Here is an 18,269-nt window from a genome sequence, read left to right on the forward strand (position 1 = left end):
TCCCTTACGTGCATCACGTTTAGTGTAACCATTTGAAAATCGTTGATTTACATTCGTTGTCGTTTCCCTTTCTTGACCTTAGTATACCCCACCACCCTATATTGAGTCAATACATTTTTACAATACCCCCCTAGCCTATTTTTGAAACATGTAAAAAGCCGCCTTGCGGCGGCTTATGCTTTTTTTACTTGATTAATTTATTCATCGTCGTCATCAATTCCGTGAGCACATCCTGATCGCCTTCCTGAATCCGCTGAACCACGCAGCTTTTCATGTGATGTTCGAGCAGCAATTTTCCAACGCCGTTCAAAGCGGATTGTACGGAGGCAATTTGGTTCAAAACGTCATCGCAATACGTATCTTTTTCAATCAACCCTTTAATGCCGCGGACCTGGCCTTCAATGCGGTTCAGGCGGCTGATCAAGCTGTTTTTCACCTTATCCGAATGATGGCTTTTCCGCTCCGAATGGTCTCCGGAGCACGCTTCGGCTTTTTCGTTCGTGTTTGGATCCATCATTTCCGGTACCGTATTCATGCATTCGCCTCCTTTACCCTAATAATACTATTATACTCGGCATGCCGCCGGATACAAACCGTTTCATGACGAAATATTGGCCTGCTCTTGCGTGAGAGCTCGTTTGCTTCAAATAGGGGCGAGAAAATCGCGTGAAAAAAAGCAAAGAACCCTGAATCTCGTTTCAGAGCTCTTTGCCGTGACCGCAATAATCCTTCGGTTTACCGCCTGACCTCCCGGACGGCCCGATTGATCCATAAAATTTCGGCTTTCGGATCCGAATGTCGGATGGCCGCTTTAAAACGGGGAATATCCAAAACATGGACGCTGTATTTCAAAACGAACCTCCGGTTCTCATCCCCATATCGTTCTTCGGATAGAACTTCGCCATCCATATTGATTCTCCGGCACACCTCATGGCGGAGTCGATCCGGCTTTGAAGCCATGACCCAGGCCGTTTTCCGAAAGCCCCACAACATCAAGGCCGATGTTTCGTAAGCCGCGATGCAGGCAAGGGCCGAATACAAGGTTCGTTCCCATCCCATCATCGCTCCTGCCAAGACAAGAACGGCTCCATGGCACAAAACGAACAAGCGCTTCGGGCCGAACGAAGCAGACGATCCGAATATCCTTGGCCGGATCCGGTCGCCTTTCTCCAGTCCAAGCGAATCCAGCAGCCCCCCCGATTTAACCGCAAGCCCGGCGCCGATGCCGAGACAAAACCCGCCAGCAAGCGCAGCAACGACCGGTTCGCCGCTAACCGCGGGTAAGGGCGCAAGCAGAAGCGCAGAACCCGAAAACGCAAGCAATCCGGGCAACACGCGGCGAAGCGCGGACGTTTTTCCCATGAACGCATACACCAGCAAAAGCGGAAGGTTGAACAGCAGCAGCAATACTCCGAAATGTCCTTCGGTATGGAACGAAACGAGTGCCGAAATGCCAGTCATCCCGCCTGCAATCATGTCATGGGGATGCAAAAACAATTCCAGGCCGACCGATGCGACAATGCCGCCGACGACGGACTGCATCACCGCATTCCTGCGTAAACCGAAACGAACGGAATTCTTCGAGCGCATCATCTTCCCTCCTTCAAGACTGGGAACATCACGATCCGGTGGCATCCGCAACGCTTAGAGCGCTTCTTCCTTCGGCGCCCGCCTGTCTTTGAATTTGAACCAACGGTTCATAAACGCATAGACATGCGGCGATTGCTTGGTGAGAATCGGGCCGAGAATGGCCAAAATCAGGACGTAGATCGCAGAAAACGGCTGCAAAATATCCATCAGTCCCCCGTCTTTCCCCAAATTGGCCAAAATGATGGAAAACTCCCCTCTCGATAAAATCGTGAGTCCGATATTCGCGGAGGCTTTCGGCGACAAATTCGCCGTACGGCCCGCAAGCATGCCTGCGCTGAAATTTCCGGCGAACGTAATGACGACGGCAGCCAGCGCAAGCCATACCGCATTCCCTCCCAGCGACATCGGATCGATGGATAAGCCGAAGCTGAAGAAAAAGACGGCTCCGAAAAAATCGCGGAACGGCATGATCAAATGCTCGATCCGCTTGGCGTGCTCCGTCTCGGCAAGGACCAGACCGACGAGCAGCGCCCCGATCGCTTCCGCGACGTGAATGGTTTCGGAAAAACCGGCAATCAGAAACAACGCCCCGAAAATGACGAGCCCAAACAATTCATTCGAGCGGATGCGCAGCCACTTGTTCAGCAGCGGGACCGCTTTTCTTCCCAAAATGATGATCGTCAGCATAAAGCCAAGCGACACGAGGGCCGATAACAGGACGCCGCCGATCGAGCTGGAATCGCTTAACACAAAACCGGAAAGAATGGAAATGTACACCGCGAGGAAAATATCTTCGAACATCGTAATGCCCAGAATCATTTCCGTTTCCGGGTTGGCCGTCCTTTTCAGGTCGACCAGCACTTTCGCCACGATAGCGCTCGACGAAATCGTCGTAATGCCGGCAATGACAAGCGCTTCCGCCACAGGGAAACCGCCCAGAAATCCAAGCAGCAGCCCGAGCGTAAAGTTGATGCCGATATAAATCGAACCGCCGACCACGATCGACCGCCCCGACTTGACCAACCGTCCGACCGAAAATTCAAGCCCGAGATAAAAGAGCAGGAACAACACGCCAATTCTTCCCATAAAATCGATAAACGGCGCGCTGTCGATAAAGCGGAAATCGAAATGCCACAGTTCCGTCGCATGGGGGCCAACCGCCATGCCGATTAATATATAAAACGGAATGACCGAAAAACGGAGCTTCGCCGAGATCAGTCCTCCAAGCGCGATAAGTCCGAGCGCCAAGCCGATTTCAAAGATCAAATGGTCCATCCGATCACCCGCTTCCGTTCATCAGGATTTGTTTGAACCGCTTCTGCTGCTCCCTTTCCCCTACCGCCACGACCGTGGCGTCGGCGCTGAGCACCGCGCCCGGACCGGGATTGACCAGCTTCCCTTTATTCTTATCGATCAGCGCGATCACCGACGCGCCGGAGTTTTGCCGGATATGGAGCTCGCCGATGGTTTTGCCGATGCAGCCGAAATGGGATTCGATCCGGTACCATTCGATCGTCAGATCGTCAAATGCCATTTCCACGCTTTCCAGCTGCTTCGGCTTATACACCATGCCTCCGATTAACGCGGCAAGCTGCCTGGCTTCCTGATCCTCCAGCGTCGCCACGAGCTTGCTTTGATCGTCATCCTCCCGCGAAAAATGGTACAGCTCCCGCCTTCCGTCGTCATGGATCACGATGACGATCCGGTCGCCGCTGGCCGTATCCATCTGATATTTCATCCCGATTCCAGGCAAAATAGATTCACGAATTTCCATCATATCATAGCCTCCTGAACGTTCGATATTTAGTTTGAGAAAATATTCACATAATCCGTAACCGAGCAAAATGCCTAGGATGCGGTTCTTTTTTCAGCCGGAAAAATTCGTGGCGTAATCAAAGAAACGCATGAAAAACAGGATCATGCTTGCTATTGAGGGTATAGGAAATAAACCGTTCAATGGAAGGCGTGTTAACCCACGTAACTCGAGGTAAATTTGACGGGTAATAGCAGAAGGTATCTTTTGCGAATGGAAATGGTCGGACGAAAAGGCAGACGGGGTCTAGGAAAACGCAGCAGCAAAAGCAGCGGGATCACGAAAACGACCGGCAGCGCCGAGGCCAGCATGATCAATCGTTGCATCAAAGAGGAATTTTTGCGCAGGACGGGTTTCGTTTGCGGATCAACTCGGCCGTGGACCGTCTCGGTCTCGCTGTTGTAAGCAGTGGATACTTCTTCTTCGAAGGAAACGGGAAAGGCGAGCATCTGAATGCAGCCAAGCAGAACGATAAGCAGCATGCGAAGTCTTTTGGTCAGTGCCGGCATCCTATCCCTCCCTCTTGTGAAAATTTCATATATATCGATTTTACCATAAAAGACAGTGCCGTTTCAAACCACGGGAGCAAAAAGTCGCCAGAAATTTTCGGGAGTTTGTCCATCCGCGGCGACAGAAAAAAACCAATGACCCAAACGCGGAGCCATTGGTTGAATTGGTTATCATGTTACGCGACCCATTAGATCGTGACGCTGTTTTGCTCATGGAATTCCTGCCCGTCGCGGACCTCCTGCACGTAGCCGGCGCGAATGACAAAATCTCCAAAATGCTCCCCAGGCTCCCGATTTTCGGCGTATTGGGCCAGGATCGGACGGAGCGAATCGAGGATTTCCTTTTCCCCGATGTTTTCTTTGTACAGCTTGTTTAAACGGTCTCCGGCGAATCCGCCGCCCAGATACATGTTGTATTTGCCGGGAGCTTTGCCGATAAACGCGATTTCGGCCAAAGCCGGGCGGGCGCAGCCGTTCGGACAGCCGGTCATGCGGATGACGATCTCTTCTTCGCCAAGTCCCGTTTCCGCAAGGATCTCCTCGATTTTGCCAAGCAGCGTAGGAAAATACCGTTCGGACTCGGCCATGGCCAAGCCGCATGTCGGAAGGGCCACGCAAGCCATCGAGTTGCGGCGCAGCGCCGAAAAACGAACGCCGTCCATTAAACGGTACTGCTCGATCAAGGCTTCGATTTTTTTCTTGCTTTGCGTTTTGACGTTGGCAATGATCAGGTTTTGGTTCGGCGTAATCCGGAAATCCCCGTTATGAACTTTGGCGATTTCCCGCAGGCCCGTCATCAGCGGGTAGTCTTCTTCGTCCTTCACCCGCCCGTTTTGGATAAACAACGTAAAATGCCAGCTGCCGCCGCTGCCTTTCACCCAGCCGTATCGGTCCCCGTTGCTGTCGAAGCGGAACGGTCTGGCCTCTTCCAGCTTCCAGCCGAGGCGCGAAGTCAGCTCATCGATGAACCAGCCGATGCCGCGGTCATCGATCGTATATTTGAACCGGGCATGCTTCCGGACGGACCGGTCGCCATAATCGCGCTGGATCGTCACCGTTTTTTCGGCCACGTCGATCACCTGCTCGGGCGTGCAGAAGCCGATGACCTTGGAAACTTGCGGGTACGTCTTCGGATCGCCGTGCGTCATCCCCATCCCGCCGCCGACGGCGACGTTAAAGCCCGTCAAGCGGCCGTTCTCCACGATCGCGATAAAGCCCAGATCCTGCGAAAAGACGTCCACGTCATTGGAAGGCGGCACGGCGATGCCGATCTTGAATTTCCGCGGCAAATACACGCGTCCGTATATCGGTTCCTGCTCTTCCTCGTTTTGGCTTGAAGCGACCTTCTCACCGTCCAGCCAAATTTCGTGGTACGCCGTCGTTTTCGGATCCAGGTGGCGGCTGATGCGGCAAGCCCAGTCGTAAACTTCGGCATGGATTTCCGATTGGTGCGGATTCGGATTGCACATGACGTTGCGGTTGACGTCGCCGCAGGCGGCAAGCGTCGTCAGCAGCGTTTCGTTCACTTCGCGGATCGTGTTTTTCAAGTTCCATTTAAGGATGCCGTGAAACTGGATCGACTGGCGCGTCGTCAGGCGAATCGAACCGCTGGTATATTGCTGGGCGATGCGGTCCAGCACAAGCCATTGCTCCGGCGTGACCACGCCGCCCGAAGCCCGTACCCGCAGCATGAACTGGTAAGCGGGTTCGAGCTTTTGTTTCTGGCGTTCGTTGCGCAAATCCCGGTCGTCCTGCATATAACTGCCGTGGTGCTTCATCAGGCGGTTGTCATCCTCGGGAATCGATCCGGTAATCGGATCATTTAACGTTTCGGTCAGGCTGCCCCGCAAATAGTTGCTGCGGCGCTTAATATCTTCCACGTCGCTGTGCGGGGCGCTGTTTTTCGACAACAGATTATTTTCAGACATCTATCTCGCATCTCCTCTCACGTCTTGTCGCACTGGCTAGCAGGAGCCAAATTACGCTTCCTGTCAGTACACATCCCTCTGATAACGTTTCTCCTGCTGCATCCGATGCAAATAGTCCGCTGCCTCCTCCTGGCTCAGGCCGCCCTCTTTCTCCAGGATCGCCGCGAGGGTGGCATGAACGTCATGGGCCATTTTCTTTTCGTCGCCGCAGACGTACACGTATGCCCCTTCTTGAAGCCATTCGTAAAGCTCCCGGCTTTTTTCGAGCATGCGGTGCTGCACGTAGACTTTTTGATCGGTATCCCGCGAGAAAGCCACGTCCATGCGGGTTAGCACCCCGTCTTTCAGCCAGCGCTGCCACTCGATTTGGTACAGGAAATCCGTGGCGAAATGCTGATCTCCATAGAAGAGCCAGGTTTTCCCCTCCGCGCCGGTCTCTTCGCGTTCGCTCAGAAAGGCCCGGAACGGAGCCACGCCCGTGCCCGGCCCGATCATGATGACCGGTGCGCCTGGATCCGCCGGAAGCTTGAAGTTCGGATTATGCTGAATGTAAACCGGCAGCGTATCACCGGGCTGAAGTCTTTCCGCAAGCTGCGTGGAGCATACCCCGTACCGGTCGCGTCCATGCGCTTCGTATTGAACCGCGCGCACCGTGATATGCACTTCGTCCGGCGTTGCCTTCGGGCTGCTGGAGATGGAGTACAGGCGTGCCGGCAGCTTGCGCAGTACGCTTGTAAAGCTGGCGGCCGGGATGCCCTTCAGCTGGTAATCCTGCACCAAATCAAGCAAATCCCTTTCCTCGATATATCGTTTGAGTTCTTGCTCATGCCCCGGTTCGACCAGCTCCTGAAGTCCCGGATTGGAGGTCAGTTCGGCGAACTGTTTGATCAAAGGTTTCGTCAGCACCGTAATTTCGTAATGCTGCAAAAGCGCTTTCCGCAGCGCAAGCAAATCCCCCTGCTTGTTGACCGTAATGGATTCTTCCGGGTTCCAGCCCATCGCCTCGATCAGATCATCGACTAGCTGGGGATGGTTTTCCGGATAGATGCCGAGACTGTCGCCCGGTTCATATTGGAGCCCGGAACCTTCCAGCGATATTTCCAGGTGCCGGGTTTCGCGGTCGGAGCCGCGTCCGTTCAGGTTGATGTTTTCGAGAATTTCAGCATGGAACGGATTCGTTCTCGAATATTCCGATTCGGTCTCGGTGAGAGCCGTGCCCGCGAGAGACGCGGCGGCCGAAGCCTGGGCGCTTCCCTCGCTCAATTTGCGGACGACGTCATCGATCCACCCGGCGGCTGCTTCATCGAAATCGACGTCGCAATCGACGCGCGGAACGATCCTGGTGCCGCCAAGCTCCTCCAGGCGCTGATCGAAATCTTTTCCCGTTTGGCAAAAAAATTCGTAAGAGGTGTCTCCGAGCGCCAGAACGGAAAACGAGACGCCTTCCAGCTTCGGCGCGCGTTTGCCGAGCAAAAATTCATGGAAGGAAATGGCGTTGTCCGGCGGCTCTCCTTCGCCGTGCGTGCTGACCACGATGAGCAGGTTCTGGACCTTTTTCAAATTAGCGGGTTTAAAATCGCTCATGGATGACAGCGTGACGTTCACTCCCTGCTCGGACAGCTTTTTGGACAATTTTTTTGCAAGTCCGCTGCAATTGCCCGTCTGCGAACCAAAAAGGATGGTCGCTTCCTTGGCGGGGATCGCTGCGCCAGGCGCCCCGGTCTGCGGCTGCGCCGCCAGCGCGATGCCTCCCGTGCCCTGCAGCGCCGTCAAATAACCGCTCAGCCAGCTGGCCTGCGCCCCTGTAAGCGTCGGCAGCAGCTGGTTCAATAGCTTTGTCTGCTCTTCATTAAATGGACTGTTTGATACTTGAAGCTCCAACCCTATCCCACCTCGCGTCGTTATGAATCCCCGAATTAATTCCGAGTAAATCTATCCACTTAATTCATACTTCCTTGAATCTATCACAGGCCGGGCATGAGGTCAACGAAGAATTTTCAGCTTTTTCCCAAAATTTCAGGATCATGGCGCGGAGCGTCTGACTCATGCTTTTCGTGGAAATAATGATATGACGAACGAGAAAACAAAAGGGGTTTATAGCGATGAATCTCAACCATGCCAAGCCGAACGGTTCGAATGGCGCTTCGGCTGCTTTCCGCTTCCGCAACATCGGCTCCGGCGCTTTGTTCGGTCTCGGTTTCGTCGCTTTTATCGACGAAACCGTATTTCATCAGCTGCTGCATTGGCATCATTTTTACGATAAATCGACGACGGGAGTCGGGCTCGTATCGGACGGGCTGTTCCACGCGTTTAGCTGGTTCGCGACGCTGGCCGCCTTTTTTATGCTCTCCGACCTTCGCCGCAAAAACGGGCTGAACGCCATGTCCTGGTGGGGCGGCATGCTCGCGGGCGGAGGCGCTTTCCAATTGTACGACGGCATCATCCAGCATAAGCTGATGGAGATTCACCAGATCCGCTACAACGTGGACGTGCTTCCCTATGACGTGGCTTGGAACGTAATCGCGGCGGCCATGATCGCGGCCGGCATCCTCTTGATCCGGAGCGGCAAACGCTCCCGTGCCGCAAGGAACGGCGGAAAACGGCCATGAGCATGGACGGTCCCCCGCTGAATCACGGAGCCGCCGGCGTTTGGGCTGCCTGCATCCTGGCTGCGGGGATGGCGGGCCTCGCCATCTTCTATGCCCTGGCCTTTATCCGGTCCCATCGACGGGGAAGGAGATGGCCGCCGCATCGGCTGATCCTCTGGTTGTCCGGCGCATCCACCGCCATCGTCGGGATCCTTGCATCTTCTCCGGCGCAAGCCCATTCCGGCTTCGTTGCCCATATGATCAGCCATCTCCTCTTCGGCATGCTGGCTCCTCTGCTGATGGCGCTGGCGCGGCCCGTCACGCTTTTGCTGCGTGCCCTTGACGTCACCCGTGCGCGGAAGCTTGCAATCTTGCTGAAAATGCCTCCGCTGCGATTCATCACCCACCCCGCCGTTGCCGGAATTTTGAATATAGGCGGGCTTTGGCTGCTTTACGCGACGGATGTATTCGGCAAAATGCACGCCAACCCGTTTTGCTATTTGGCCGTTCATGGACATCTCTTTATCGCCGGGTATGTATTTTCCTCCGCCATCCTCGGCAACGAACCGAACCCGCATTCAAGCAGCCATGTTTTGAGGGCGTTGATTCTTATCCTGGCGCTGGCCGGGCACAGCATCCTGTCCAAATACGTTTATGCCCATCCCCCAGCAGGCGTTCCCGCATCCGAAGCCGAAGCCGGCGCCATGCTGATGTATTACGGCGGGGATGCCGTCGAGGCGGTGCTCATCTTTTTCTTTTGCCGGACATGGTACGTTGCCGTGCGGCCCCGGCCCCGTCTTCCGCAGGTCAAAGGTTGAGGCAAACAAAAAGACAGCCGAACTGGTCGGCTGCCTTTTTTCTATTCTGCGCTTCAAACTAGCGGATGACCGAGCAGGCAATGCGCGCGCCGGAATTCCCCGACGGGTCCGTCACGTAGTCGTCCGCTTTTTCGTGAATCATCAAGGTAGTGCCCCCCGGTTTGAGCAGCGAGTTCGGCGCGCCCTTTTTCAGCGTTACCGTTTTGCTCTCCAGATCGGCCACGACGCTTCCGTCTTCATTGACGCGGAGGTTCAGCAGGTCGCCCGCATGGAACCCTTGCGGGTTTTTGAAACCATGCTGCTTGCCTTGCGGATTAAAATGTGCTCCCGCGGTCGTGAAGTCCGGCGGATCGCATTTTCCGTTTTCATGGAAGTGAATTCCGTGCTCCCCCGGGGGCAAGTTTTTCGCTTCGACGTGAATTTGCACCGCATCGGCTTTTTGCGTGATCACCGCCGTGCCCACTTCCGTCCCTTTGGAATCGATGATTTTCGTTTTCACTTGCATTTCTTCCGAGTGGGCCCATGCGGACGGGCTCATCGGCGCAGCCCCGAATACGAGTGTGCTCAGTACGCTCAGGCAGATCGCTTGTTTTTTCATTGTGCCTATTCTTCCTCCTGTAGATGTGTTTCGGTACCTGTTCACAGGTTGTCCTTTTTGCAGGAAAAAGATAACACCGATCCGATCAAAAAATGGCGCGGACGTTTCCACGATCATCCACCGGCATTTTCACTCGGCAGGTTTGGGCTGGGGAAGAATGCGAAACAGCACGACATACAACGCAACGCTTGCCAGCGTGCAGAAAAAGATGAACCCGAAGACCCCAAGCGGCGGGAGCCAAGTCGAAAGGAAAATCGTCGCCGGAGCGATAAAACGGCCCAAGGAATACTGAAGGTTGGATGCTCCCATGTACCGGCCTCTTGCGTCCGCAGGTACATATTTGCTAATGAAGCTTTCCGTAACGGGCGATCGGGACACTTCCCCCACCGTCATGATGACGACAAAAACAAGCAGCAGCCATACGTTCGTGGTAAAACCCATAAGAAACATCCCGAGACCAAACAGCACCGAGGATAAAATGAACACGTTTCGATCGCTCCAATGCTCGAACACCTTGGTGACCGGCACCGCCAACAGCACGAACAACAATCCGTTAAGCCCGATCATCAAGCCGAAAATTCCGGTGCTGTCCAGGGAATGCGACCAGCTCCCGAACGAGAACAACGGCTGTGCAGGCACGTATTCTTTGACGTACACCGCAAGATACATGTCCAGCTGCATAAAAGCGATGGTGACCATCACCCCCGCAATGATATACACCGCAAAGGGCAAATCCTTGAAAATAAGGCCGTAATTGCGGAACTGCCGTACGATCAGCGAGCCCATATTCCCTTTCTCGTTCGCGAGTTCCGCCGATTTCGGCAGCGTTTCGCGTATCTTCCAATAGATCGTCAAAAAGTACAGGAACGTGACCAGCGTGCAGGTCCACAGCAGTTCGGTGCGGTGATGGATGAAAAAGACGGAACCGATCGCCGGGCCGAACACCGCGCCGATGTTCCTGCCGGTTACGAACGTCGCAAACACCATTCGCCGGTCCTTTTCCGGCGTGACGTCCGCAACCATCGCCGAGCTGGCCGGCGTAAAAATCGAACCCCCGAGCCCGACCCCGATATACGCAACATAATCGAGCCAGCGGGAAGGGGATAATGCAAAAATCGCAAACATCACGGATTGAAGGATCGATCCCAAAAGCATCGCGGGGCGCCGGCCCAGCCGATCGGCCAAAAACCCCCCGAAAAGCCCGGCGAACATCCCGACGAGCGGCGGCACCATCATCAGCATGCTGGCGACGGATTTGCCGAAAGCTTCGCTGAAGTAAAGCGCAATGAACGGAAAATACATCCAAAAGAGCATGTTAAACAGGGAATCCCCAATCAGCCTGATCTTCAGGTTGAGGTCCCATTTGAGCCAAAGCATTGGAAATGTCCTCCTGGAATACGATTTGGAGTGAGATGTTGGGAAATAAGGAAGGAGTTTAAATATACCATAAATTCTCAGGATGACAAGAACATTGGATAAAAAAAGTCCGCGAAACCTGATGGGTCAGGCTGCGGACTGCGGTTTCGGACGCCGGAATTAACCGATGTCCGGAATATGGATTTCGACTTCCCTTTTCGTTTGCGAAGACCGCAAAATGCCGTCCAGGATCGCCTGGTTGCGCAAAATCTGCTCGCCCGGGATCGGCGCCGGCCCCCCTTCGCGGAGCGCGCGTACGAAATCTTTGATTTTTTCCTCGAACACGCTTAGTTTATGGTCGATCAGCGGAATGATGCTTTCGGTATGATGGCCTTGGATATCATGGAATATGGATACCGCGCCGACATTGCCGTCCCATACGCCTCCCCATGGGCCTCTGCTGCCCGGAAGCACCTTCATCCCCGCATCCGTTCCGAGGAACATGGTGGCGCCGAGCGTATCCATGTGCATCGCCCAGGAGGTTTTAAAGTTCAGCACGAGGTCGTTTTCAAACCGGACGATCGCAACGCCGAAGTCTTCGACGTCGAAGCGGGCCGCCTCCGGATGATATTTCGGGTTCGTGCCGAAATAGTTCGACGTGTAAGCCGACACCGTCAGCGGTTTGGGATACCCGAGCGTATTTAAAGCCAGATCGAGCGAATAACAGCCGATATCGGCCATGGCCCCGGCTCCCGCGATCTCCTGGCGGATGAACGTCCCGCCCGGCATGCCGCGGCGGCGTCCCCCGCCGGTTTCTACATAATAAACTTTGCCGAGCTGGCCCTTCTGCACCAAATCCTTGATCAGTCCCATATTCGGGTCGTAACGCGGCTGAAAACCGATGTTCAGCATATTTCCGGTTTGCTTTGCGACCTGCACCATTTCGACGGCCTGTTCGAGCGTGACCGACATCGGCTTTTCCAGTATGACATGTTTGCCGGCTCGCAGCGAATCGATCGTCGTCTGGTAATGGGCGACGTTCGGCGTGCAAATGCTTACGCCGTCGAGTTCCATTTCCAGCATCTTGCGGTGATCGTCAAAGCCTTTGGCCTGCTGCAAATCCCAGCGCTTGATGAACTCTTCCGCCCGTCCCGGCAAAATGTCGGCCACGCCGACGATTTCCACGTCTTCGATGCGTTTATAAGCGCGGACATGCTCGCCGGCAATGCCGCCGCTTCCGATAATCCCAATCCGATAAATCTTTCCCACGAAAGCCAATCCCCCTATATTTTCGCGTGTGTCATCCGATATTCCGTCGGCGTCATCCCGAATCTTTTTTTGAATACCGTATGCAAGTAGCTGCCGCTCGAAAACCCTTCCAGGCCGGCAATGACGTCGATCGGATCCTTCGTTTCCGTCAGCCGTTTGCAGATCGATTTCAGACGGAAGTCCTCCAAAATCTCGCTGAACGAGCGGCCGTCGCCAAGATCCCTGAGGATCCGCTGCAGCTGTCTGCTGCTGATATGCAGCTTGTCGGCGACGTCGTCCAAGACGATCTCCCCCGCCGAATTGGCTTCGATGTATTCCATGGCCAGCTGGTACCGGTAAGCCTTCATGTCCCTTGCGGGCAGCAGCGCCTCCATCGGCTCCGATTCGTAAGCCCTGACCGCGCGCAGCAAAATTTGGATGACGCTGTGTTTGATCGTCGTATACAGCCCGGCATATTTCATATGGGCCGCCTGATAAGCCTCCAGGAAATAAGGCATGGCCCGATGAACGTCCATGACCGGTTTGAGCGGTAATGTTTTAAGCTTTTCCATGCAATCCTGGGCTTCGGAGATTTCCCACGGATCAGCGGCATGGCGGGTGCGTCTGCCCTGGCCCTTTTCTTTTTCCGCCAGGTTGACGATATCGACATGGAGGCAAAGCTCATCCATTGCTTCCTCGGCATCCGCCTCCTGGTAATGCATTACGCCCGGTCCCGTCAAATAAAACATGCCCTCGCGCAGCGTGAACGGCTCCTGTTCCAGGATGACCATCCCTTTGCCGCGCGGAATAAAATGAAACTCGTATTCGGCGTGCTTGTGAAAAGACACCATTTTCCCCGGGGGAAACGTAATGAGGTGAAATCGCAGGACGCGAATCTCATAGTTCCCCCAATACACTTTCAGATCCAGCCGTTCCAGAGCGTCTGCGCGCTCCGTCATCATTTCATACGGAAAGTTGTTCATCATGAAGCACAGTCCTTGATTCCATATATTTTATTTCGGCACCTGAAATTTAAGCTTGAAGATCGGATATACGAATGCCGCGATGCTCGCGCGCCGATTGGTTCGCCGCCTCCATCAGTTTCGTCAATTCAAGGGCATACGCCACGTTCTCGTCGGCCGTCGTGTCGTTCTGGATATGGCCGACCCATTGCTGGAACGCGCTTTCACGCGGCCCCGGCACCGGAAGCTCTACCCAACCGTCGCGGTATTCGCTTTTCCGGGTCGTACGGATGAGAAGCTTTTCCTCAGGCGTGCCGTAGAGCAGCGTGCCGTCCGTGCCGTGAATTTCGATGCAGAACGGAGAGAAGCTGTTCACGAAGCCCGCTTCCACGATCCCGATCGCCCCGGACGGCGTGGACAGCGTCGCTACCGCGTTATCCTCGACTTCTTTGCCCGTAACGTAACCGTATTCCGCTTTTACCTCGACAGGCTCCTGCTGCAGGAACAAACGCGTCAAATACATCGGATGGCAGCCCAGATCGATGAGCGCTCCGCCGTATGTATCTTCCAGCTTGTAAAAATGGTCCGGCAGCCAGCCCGCAGTAGACCCGTTGTGGGACAAACGGACGCGTACCAACGTCACTTTTCCGAGGAGCTCCTGGTCGAGAATTTCGCGGATCGCCAGCGTGTACCCGTCATTCAGACGCGGCAGCGAAACCGTCAGCTTCACGTTATGGCGCTTGACCGCCTCCAAAATCTCGTTTGCTTCATGCAGGGTCGGCGCCAGCACTTTTTCCGTGAAAATATGCTTGCCGGCGGCTGCCGCCTTCAGCATCACGTCGCGGTGCATCCGCGTCGGAGCGTCCACGATCACGCCGTCGATGTCGTCGCGGCCGAGCATTTCGTCGAGGGATTCATGGAAGTCCACGCCTTGCTTGTCTGCGGCTTCCTTGCCCCGCTGCGGGTTTTCGTCCCAAACCGCGACGATTTCCGTGTCCGGATGCTCCTGGGCTTGTTTCGTATAATCCCAAGCATGCACGTGCCAATAGCTAATTTTACCCATTCTGATCATGTTCAGCCACCCCAATGTTTAATTTAAGGACATCATGCCATTAATCTATCACAGGAAATACCGACAATACAGTGTAACATTGCGACAATCAGCTTCAATATTGCGACATTGCGACGCAACGGCCAGGCCGTCCCGACGACAAAAAGCCCACTCTCTCTTTGATAAAAGGGTGAGCTTTTCCTATGAACCTATTTAAAATAGACCGTTTTGCCCGTGCGCGCGGATTCGTAGATCGCTTCCAGCACCTCGGTGACGACCAATGCCTGCTCCGGTTTCACCATCGGTTCGGTATCGTTCAGGATGCTGTCGATCCAAAGCCGGCATTCCCTTGCGGCCTGGCTCTCCGACTTGCCGTCGAAATAAGCGACGCCGCCCGTGTTCAGCTCCGGCAGCTTGGTGTACAAATGGCCCATCTCTTCGCCGTTGATCCGCAGCCCGTCGCGCATGTCCGCGCCCGCTTCGGTCCCGCACAGCGTCGCCTTCGCTTCGCCGACGTCCAGCGTATTCAGCGCCCAGCTCGATTCGAGGATGACGGTGGCCCCGTTTTCCATCGTGATGAATCCGAATGCCGAATCTTCGACGGTAAACTGCTCGGGATCCCACGGACCAAACGCGTTGGCGGCGTCTTTTTTGCTGCCGAGCTTATGGTATACGTTTCCGACGACGCTTTTGACCTTGTAGTTATCCATCAGCCAAAGCGTCAAATCGAGCGCATGCGTCCCGATGTCGATGAGCGGGCCTCCGCCTTGCTCCTCTTCGTTCAGGAACACGCCCCATGTCGGAACGGCGCGTCTGCGGATGGCATGGGCCTTCGCGAAATAGACGTCGCCCAAATCTCCGCGTTCGCAGATTTTTTTGAGAAGCAGCGAATCCGGACGGTAACGGTTGTCATATCCGATCGTCAGCTTTTTGCCCGTGCGTTTGGCCGTTTCCAGCATCGCTCTGGCTTCCTCCGAAGTTTTCGCCATCGGCTTTTCGCACATCACGTGTTTGCCGGCTTCCAGCGCAGCGATGGTAATGAACGAGTGGGACTTGTTCGGCGTGCAGACATGGACCAGGTCGATGCTTTCGTCCTTTAACAGTTCCTTGTAATCCGTATAAATCGCGATGTCTTCCCTGCCGATTTTTTTGGCGGATTCGACCGCCCGCTCTTCGATGATGTCGCAGAACGCCACCAGTTCCACGTTTTTGTTCGCGTTCAAATTCGGTATATGTTTGCCGTTTGCGATGCCGCCGCAGCCGATCACGCCGACGCGGAGCGTTTTTTGTTCCTTAACCGCCATAACCCGAGTCATCTCCTTCTGATTCATAATTTATAATATTTGTCGAAGGTATGCGAGGCTCGCCTTGATGCTTTCAAGCTGAGGCATCTCGAACTCCTCTTGTTCCACCGTGTACCACTGCACGCCGTAACGTTTGCCCGTTTCGACGATGGCCTTGAAATCCATGATGCCGGACCCGATTTCCGTGTTCCGCTTGTCCTGCCGGCTTTTCATGTCCTTGATATGCAGCACCGAGCAGCGTTCTTTCAGCGATTCGATCCAGTCGACGGAACGGAATCCCGCCGCCTCCGCCCAATACGTATCCAGCTCGAAAAACAAATGGTCGGGATCCGTGTGCCGGGCAAGCAGTTCGATGCCGGTGAGTCCGTCGAACTTCTCGAATTCGACCGCGTGGTTATGGTAGCCGAACCGAAGTCCCTGCTCCTTGCAGCGCTCCCCGATCCGGTTGAAGGCTTCCGCCGTCCGCTTGTAGCTGTCGGCGCTGCTGCGCATCTCCTCGGGAAGGCCCGGGCAAATAATGTAAGGGCTTTCGATCGTCAGCGAGTATTCGATTGTCCGGTCAAGATCGTCCTGCAGGTCGGAAATGCCGATGTGGCTTCCGGCGGCCCGGAGACCGTGAGCATTCAGCGCTTTTTTCAGTTCCGAAGCAGAGGTGCCGAAATAACCCGCGAACTCGACGCCGTCATAACCGATTTCCGCCACTTTGGAAAGCGTTCCCAAAAAATCGGCGCTTGTCAGTTCTTTAATGGAATACAGTTGAAGTGCTATATTTTCCACCGTCTTGCCTCCTCTGTGTCTCAATTCAAGGTAAGGATACCAAAATCGGCAGATTCGTTATACAATGAACCTATTCAAAAATATAAAATTTTTGTCATGGTAAAAACGAGGTGCTGCAGCGATGACCGAACCGTATTTCGAGTCCAACCGTTCCCAAGACGGGTCTGTCCAATATCCTTACGAAAGCATGATCCATTCCAGCCAAAACGGAAGCATCGTCGTGGACCCCCACTGGCATATTTATATCGAAATACTGTACTTCCTTTCCGGCAAAGCCAAGGTGTTCCTAGGCGGGAAAAGCCATCGGCTCGAAACCGGCGATCTGGTTCTGATCCACTCGCACGAAACCCATTCGATTTATTCGACGGAGGAGCCCGTTTCATACATCGTCGTGAAATTCGATCCCGAAATTTTGTACTCGACCTCGCGCACCTTCCTGGAATCGAAATACATCCTCCCTTTTACGCTTGCGGACGCTGGAGGACAGCGGGTGTTTACGGCGGCCGAAATCCACGACACGCCCATTCCTGGCCTGATCCGGGAAATCTATGAGGAATTCACCTCCAAAGGGTTCGGCTTCGAGCTGGCCGTCCGTACGCTGATCTGCCGCGTTTTTCTATGGTTTCTGCGCCGCACGCATCCCCAGCATTGGGGGTGGGAGGTTTCGCGCTCGCTGAATGACAGCGACTACCGGATGCTGCAGCAGGTTTTCGAATACATCGACTACAACTATATGAACGACATCAATGCGCAAACGGCGGCCAAACTATGCAATATGAGCTACAGTTATTTTTCGAGGCGCTTCAAAGCGATCATGGGCAAAACCTTCACCAATTACCTCAGCTACATCCGGATCACCGAAGCCGAAAAACTGCTGCTCACGACCGATATGAGCATGACGGATATTGCGCTTGAGGTCGGCTTTTCAAGCTCCAGCTATTTCATCCAGCAATTCCGTCAGTACAAAAACATCTCCCCCCATCAATTCCGCAAAAAAGGAAAAGCCTGATTCCAAGGAATCAGGCTTTTTGGGTATTCATATGTAACATGAACCTGCGAGCAGCAAGTCCCGCGTCGGCCGAAGAATAAAATGCATTAATTCAATATCGTCTGAATCATCGTCTTCAAACCCTTCAGCATCGTATCATGCGAGAGGGATGGCAAACTCGGCTTGCTTGCGGCCATTTCTTCCGATGCAGGAAAATGGACAAAACCGCCGATCATGGATAGCCGGTTCGTCCGGATATAATCGAGAAGCGCATACATCGTATTGTTGCAAATGAAAGTGCCCGCGGAATACGAAATCGAAGCCGGAATTCCCTGCTCCTTCATCTTCTCCACCATCTCGCGGACCGGCAGCAGGCTGAACAAGCCGTCCGGGCCTTCCGGGTTCACGCGTTCGTCGTATGGACGGTTCCCTTTATTGTCCCCGACGGAGGATTCCTTGGGCACCTCTTTCAGATTGATCGCGATCTGCTCCGGCGTAATGGACGTTCGCCCGGAAGCCAAACCGCAGCAAATGACCGCGTCCGGCCGGATCGCTTCCACGGTTTCCAATAACTTGTCGGCGCATTCGTCAAATACGACCGGCAGCAGCCGGGTATGGATTTCCGCCCCGTCGAACCGTTCCTTCCCAATGTCCTTCAGCAGTTTTTCCGTCGGGTTGATCGAATCGCCACCGAACGGTTCGAACGCCGTCACGAGTATTTTCATGGATGTTTCCCCCT

Annotated in this window: 18 protein-coding genes; 3 read left to right on the forward strand and 15 right to left on the reverse strand. The window is 54.4% G+C overall.

The window, feature by feature from the left end:
* Nucleotides 1–184: 184 nt before the first annotated feature.
* The 7 genes from MKY58_RS14270 to MKY58_RS14300 all read right to left on the reverse strand — a co-directional run bounded on the left by MKY58_RS14270 (nt 185) and on the right by MKY58_RS14300 (nt 7,721).
* Nucleotides 185–514: a metal-sensitive transcriptional regulator gene (locus tag MKY58_RS14270; RefSeq protein WP_339325155.1), complete on the reverse strand. Its 330-nt coding sequence runs from the start codon at nt 512–514 to the stop codon at nt 185–187.
* Between the two features lie 221 nt (nt 515–735).
* Nucleotides 736–1,590, reverse strand: coding sequence for a YitT family protein (locus tag MKY58_RS14275; RefSeq protein ID WP_339320865.1), 855 nt, complete (start codon nt 1,588–1,590; stop codon nt 736–738).
* Nucleotides 1,591–1,644: 54 nt separating this feature from the next.
* Complete coding sequence (locus MKY58_RS14280) at nt 1,645–2,865, reverse strand: cation:proton antiporter (protein WP_339320866.1); 1,221 nt, start codon at nt 2,863–2,865, stop codon at nt 1,645–1,647.
* Between the two features lie 4 nt (nt 2,866–2,869).
* Entirely contained in the window at nt 2,870–3,364 is a 495-nt protein-coding gene (locus MKY58_RS14285) for a cation:proton antiporter regulatory subunit (protein WP_339325156.1), read from the reverse strand.
* A 194-nt stretch (nt 3,365–3,558) separates the two neighbouring features.
* Nucleotides 3,559–3,912 (reverse strand): hypothetical protein, encoded by a 354-nt coding sequence (locus tag MKY58_RS14290; protein WP_339320867.1) that lies wholly within the window; start codon nt 3,910–3,912, stop codon nt 3,559–3,561.
* Between the two features lie 188 nt (nt 3,913–4,100).
* Nucleotides 4,101–5,840: an assimilatory sulfite reductase (NADPH) hemoprotein subunit gene (gene cysI, locus MKY58_RS14295; protein WP_339320868.1), complete on the reverse strand. Its 1,740-nt coding sequence runs from the start codon at nt 5,838–5,840 to the stop codon at nt 4,101–4,103.
* 63 nt (nt 5,841–5,903) lie between these two features.
* The gene (locus tag MKY58_RS14300; protein ID WP_339320869.1) at nt 5,904–7,721 is read right to left on the reverse strand and encodes an assimilatory sulfite reductase (NADPH) flavoprotein subunit; all 1,818 of its coding nucleotides are present in this window, start codon (nt 7,719–7,721) and stop codon (nt 5,904–5,906) included.
* A 221-nt stretch (nt 7,722–7,942) separates the two neighbouring features.
* Here MKY58_RS14300 and MKY58_RS14305 point away from each other — a divergent pair, with 221 nt between their 5' ends.
* A complete protein-coding gene (locus MKY58_RS14305; RefSeq protein WP_339320870.1) occupies nt 7,943–8,449 on the forward strand; it encodes a DUF2243 domain-containing protein in 507 nt (168 codons plus the stop codon).
* Nucleotides 8,446–9,246, forward strand: a complete 801-nt coding sequence (locus MKY58_RS14310; RefSeq protein ID WP_339320871.1) for a cytochrome c oxidase assembly protein — start codon at nt 8,446–8,448, stop codon at nt 9,244–9,246. The genes MKY58_RS14305 and MKY58_RS14310 overlap by 4 nt, the downstream gene beginning before the upstream one ends.
* Before the next feature lie 58 nt (nt 9,247–9,304).
* Here MKY58_RS14310 and MKY58_RS14315 read toward each other — a convergent pair whose 3' ends face one another.
* The 7 genes from MKY58_RS14315 to MKY58_RS14345 form a co-directional block, all read right to left on the reverse strand.
* Nucleotides 9,305–9,844 carry a superoxide dismutase family protein gene (locus MKY58_RS14315; RefSeq protein WP_339320872.1) on the reverse strand — a complete coding sequence of 180 codons (540 nt, stop codon included), beginning with the start codon at nt 9,842–9,844 and terminating at the stop codon, nt 9,305–9,307.
* 129 nt (nt 9,845–9,973) lie between these two features.
* Nucleotides 9,974–11,221 (reverse strand): MFS transporter, encoded by a 1,248-nt coding sequence (locus tag MKY58_RS14320; protein WP_339320873.1) that lies wholly within the window; start codon nt 11,219–11,221, stop codon nt 9,974–9,976.
* A gap of 159 nt (nt 11,222–11,380) precedes the next feature.
* On the reverse strand, nt 11,381–12,469 hold the full coding sequence (locus MKY58_RS14325; protein WP_339320874.1) for a Gfo/Idh/MocA family oxidoreductase: 1,089 nt from the start codon (nt 12,467–12,469) through the stop codon (nt 11,381–11,383).
* Nucleotides 12,470–12,483: 14 nt separating this feature from the next.
* Nucleotides 12,484–13,434 (reverse strand): helix-turn-helix domain-containing protein, encoded by a 951-nt coding sequence (locus tag MKY58_RS14330; RefSeq protein WP_339320875.1) that lies wholly within the window; start codon nt 13,432–13,434, stop codon nt 12,484–12,486.
* A gap of 46 nt (nt 13,435–13,480) precedes the next feature.
* A complete protein-coding gene (locus MKY58_RS14335; protein WP_339320876.1) occupies nt 13,481–14,482 on the reverse strand; it encodes a Gfo/Idh/MocA family oxidoreductase in 1,002 nt (333 codons plus the stop codon).
* Between the two features lie 188 nt (nt 14,483–14,670).
* Nucleotides 14,671–15,765 (reverse strand): Gfo/Idh/MocA family oxidoreductase, encoded by a 1,095-nt coding sequence (locus tag MKY58_RS14340; protein ID WP_339320877.1) that lies wholly within the window; start codon nt 15,763–15,765, stop codon nt 14,671–14,673.
* Nucleotides 15,766–15,795: 30 nt separating this feature from the next.
* Nucleotides 15,796–16,542 carry a sugar phosphate isomerase/epimerase family protein gene (locus MKY58_RS14345; protein ID WP_339320878.1) on the reverse strand — a complete coding sequence of 249 codons (747 nt, stop codon included), beginning with the start codon at nt 16,540–16,542 and terminating at the stop codon, nt 15,796–15,798.
* A 121-nt stretch (nt 16,543–16,663) separates the two neighbouring features.
* On the opposite strand from MKY58_RS14345, the gene MKY58_RS14350 reads away from it, so the two are divergent.
* Complete coding sequence (locus MKY58_RS14350; RefSeq protein WP_052146942.1) at nt 16,664–17,551, forward strand: AraC family transcriptional regulator; 888 nt, start codon at nt 16,664–16,666, stop codon at nt 17,549–17,551.
* A gap of 86 nt (nt 17,552–17,637) precedes the next feature.
* On the opposite strand, the gene pcp is transcribed toward MKY58_RS14350, so the two are convergent.
* The gene (gene pcp / locus MKY58_RS14355) at nt 17,638–18,255 is read right to left on the reverse strand and encodes a pyroglutamyl-peptidase I (RefSeq protein WP_339320879.1); all 618 of its coding nucleotides are present in this window, start codon (nt 18,253–18,255) and stop codon (nt 17,638–17,640) included.
* Nucleotides 18,256–18,269 lie beyond the last annotated feature (14 nt).

The organism is Paenibacillus sp. FSL W8-0194 (assembly GCF_037969745.1).
GTDB lineage: Bacteria > Bacillota > Bacilli > Paenibacillales > Paenibacillaceae > Paenibacillus_AQ > Paenibacillus_AQ cookii.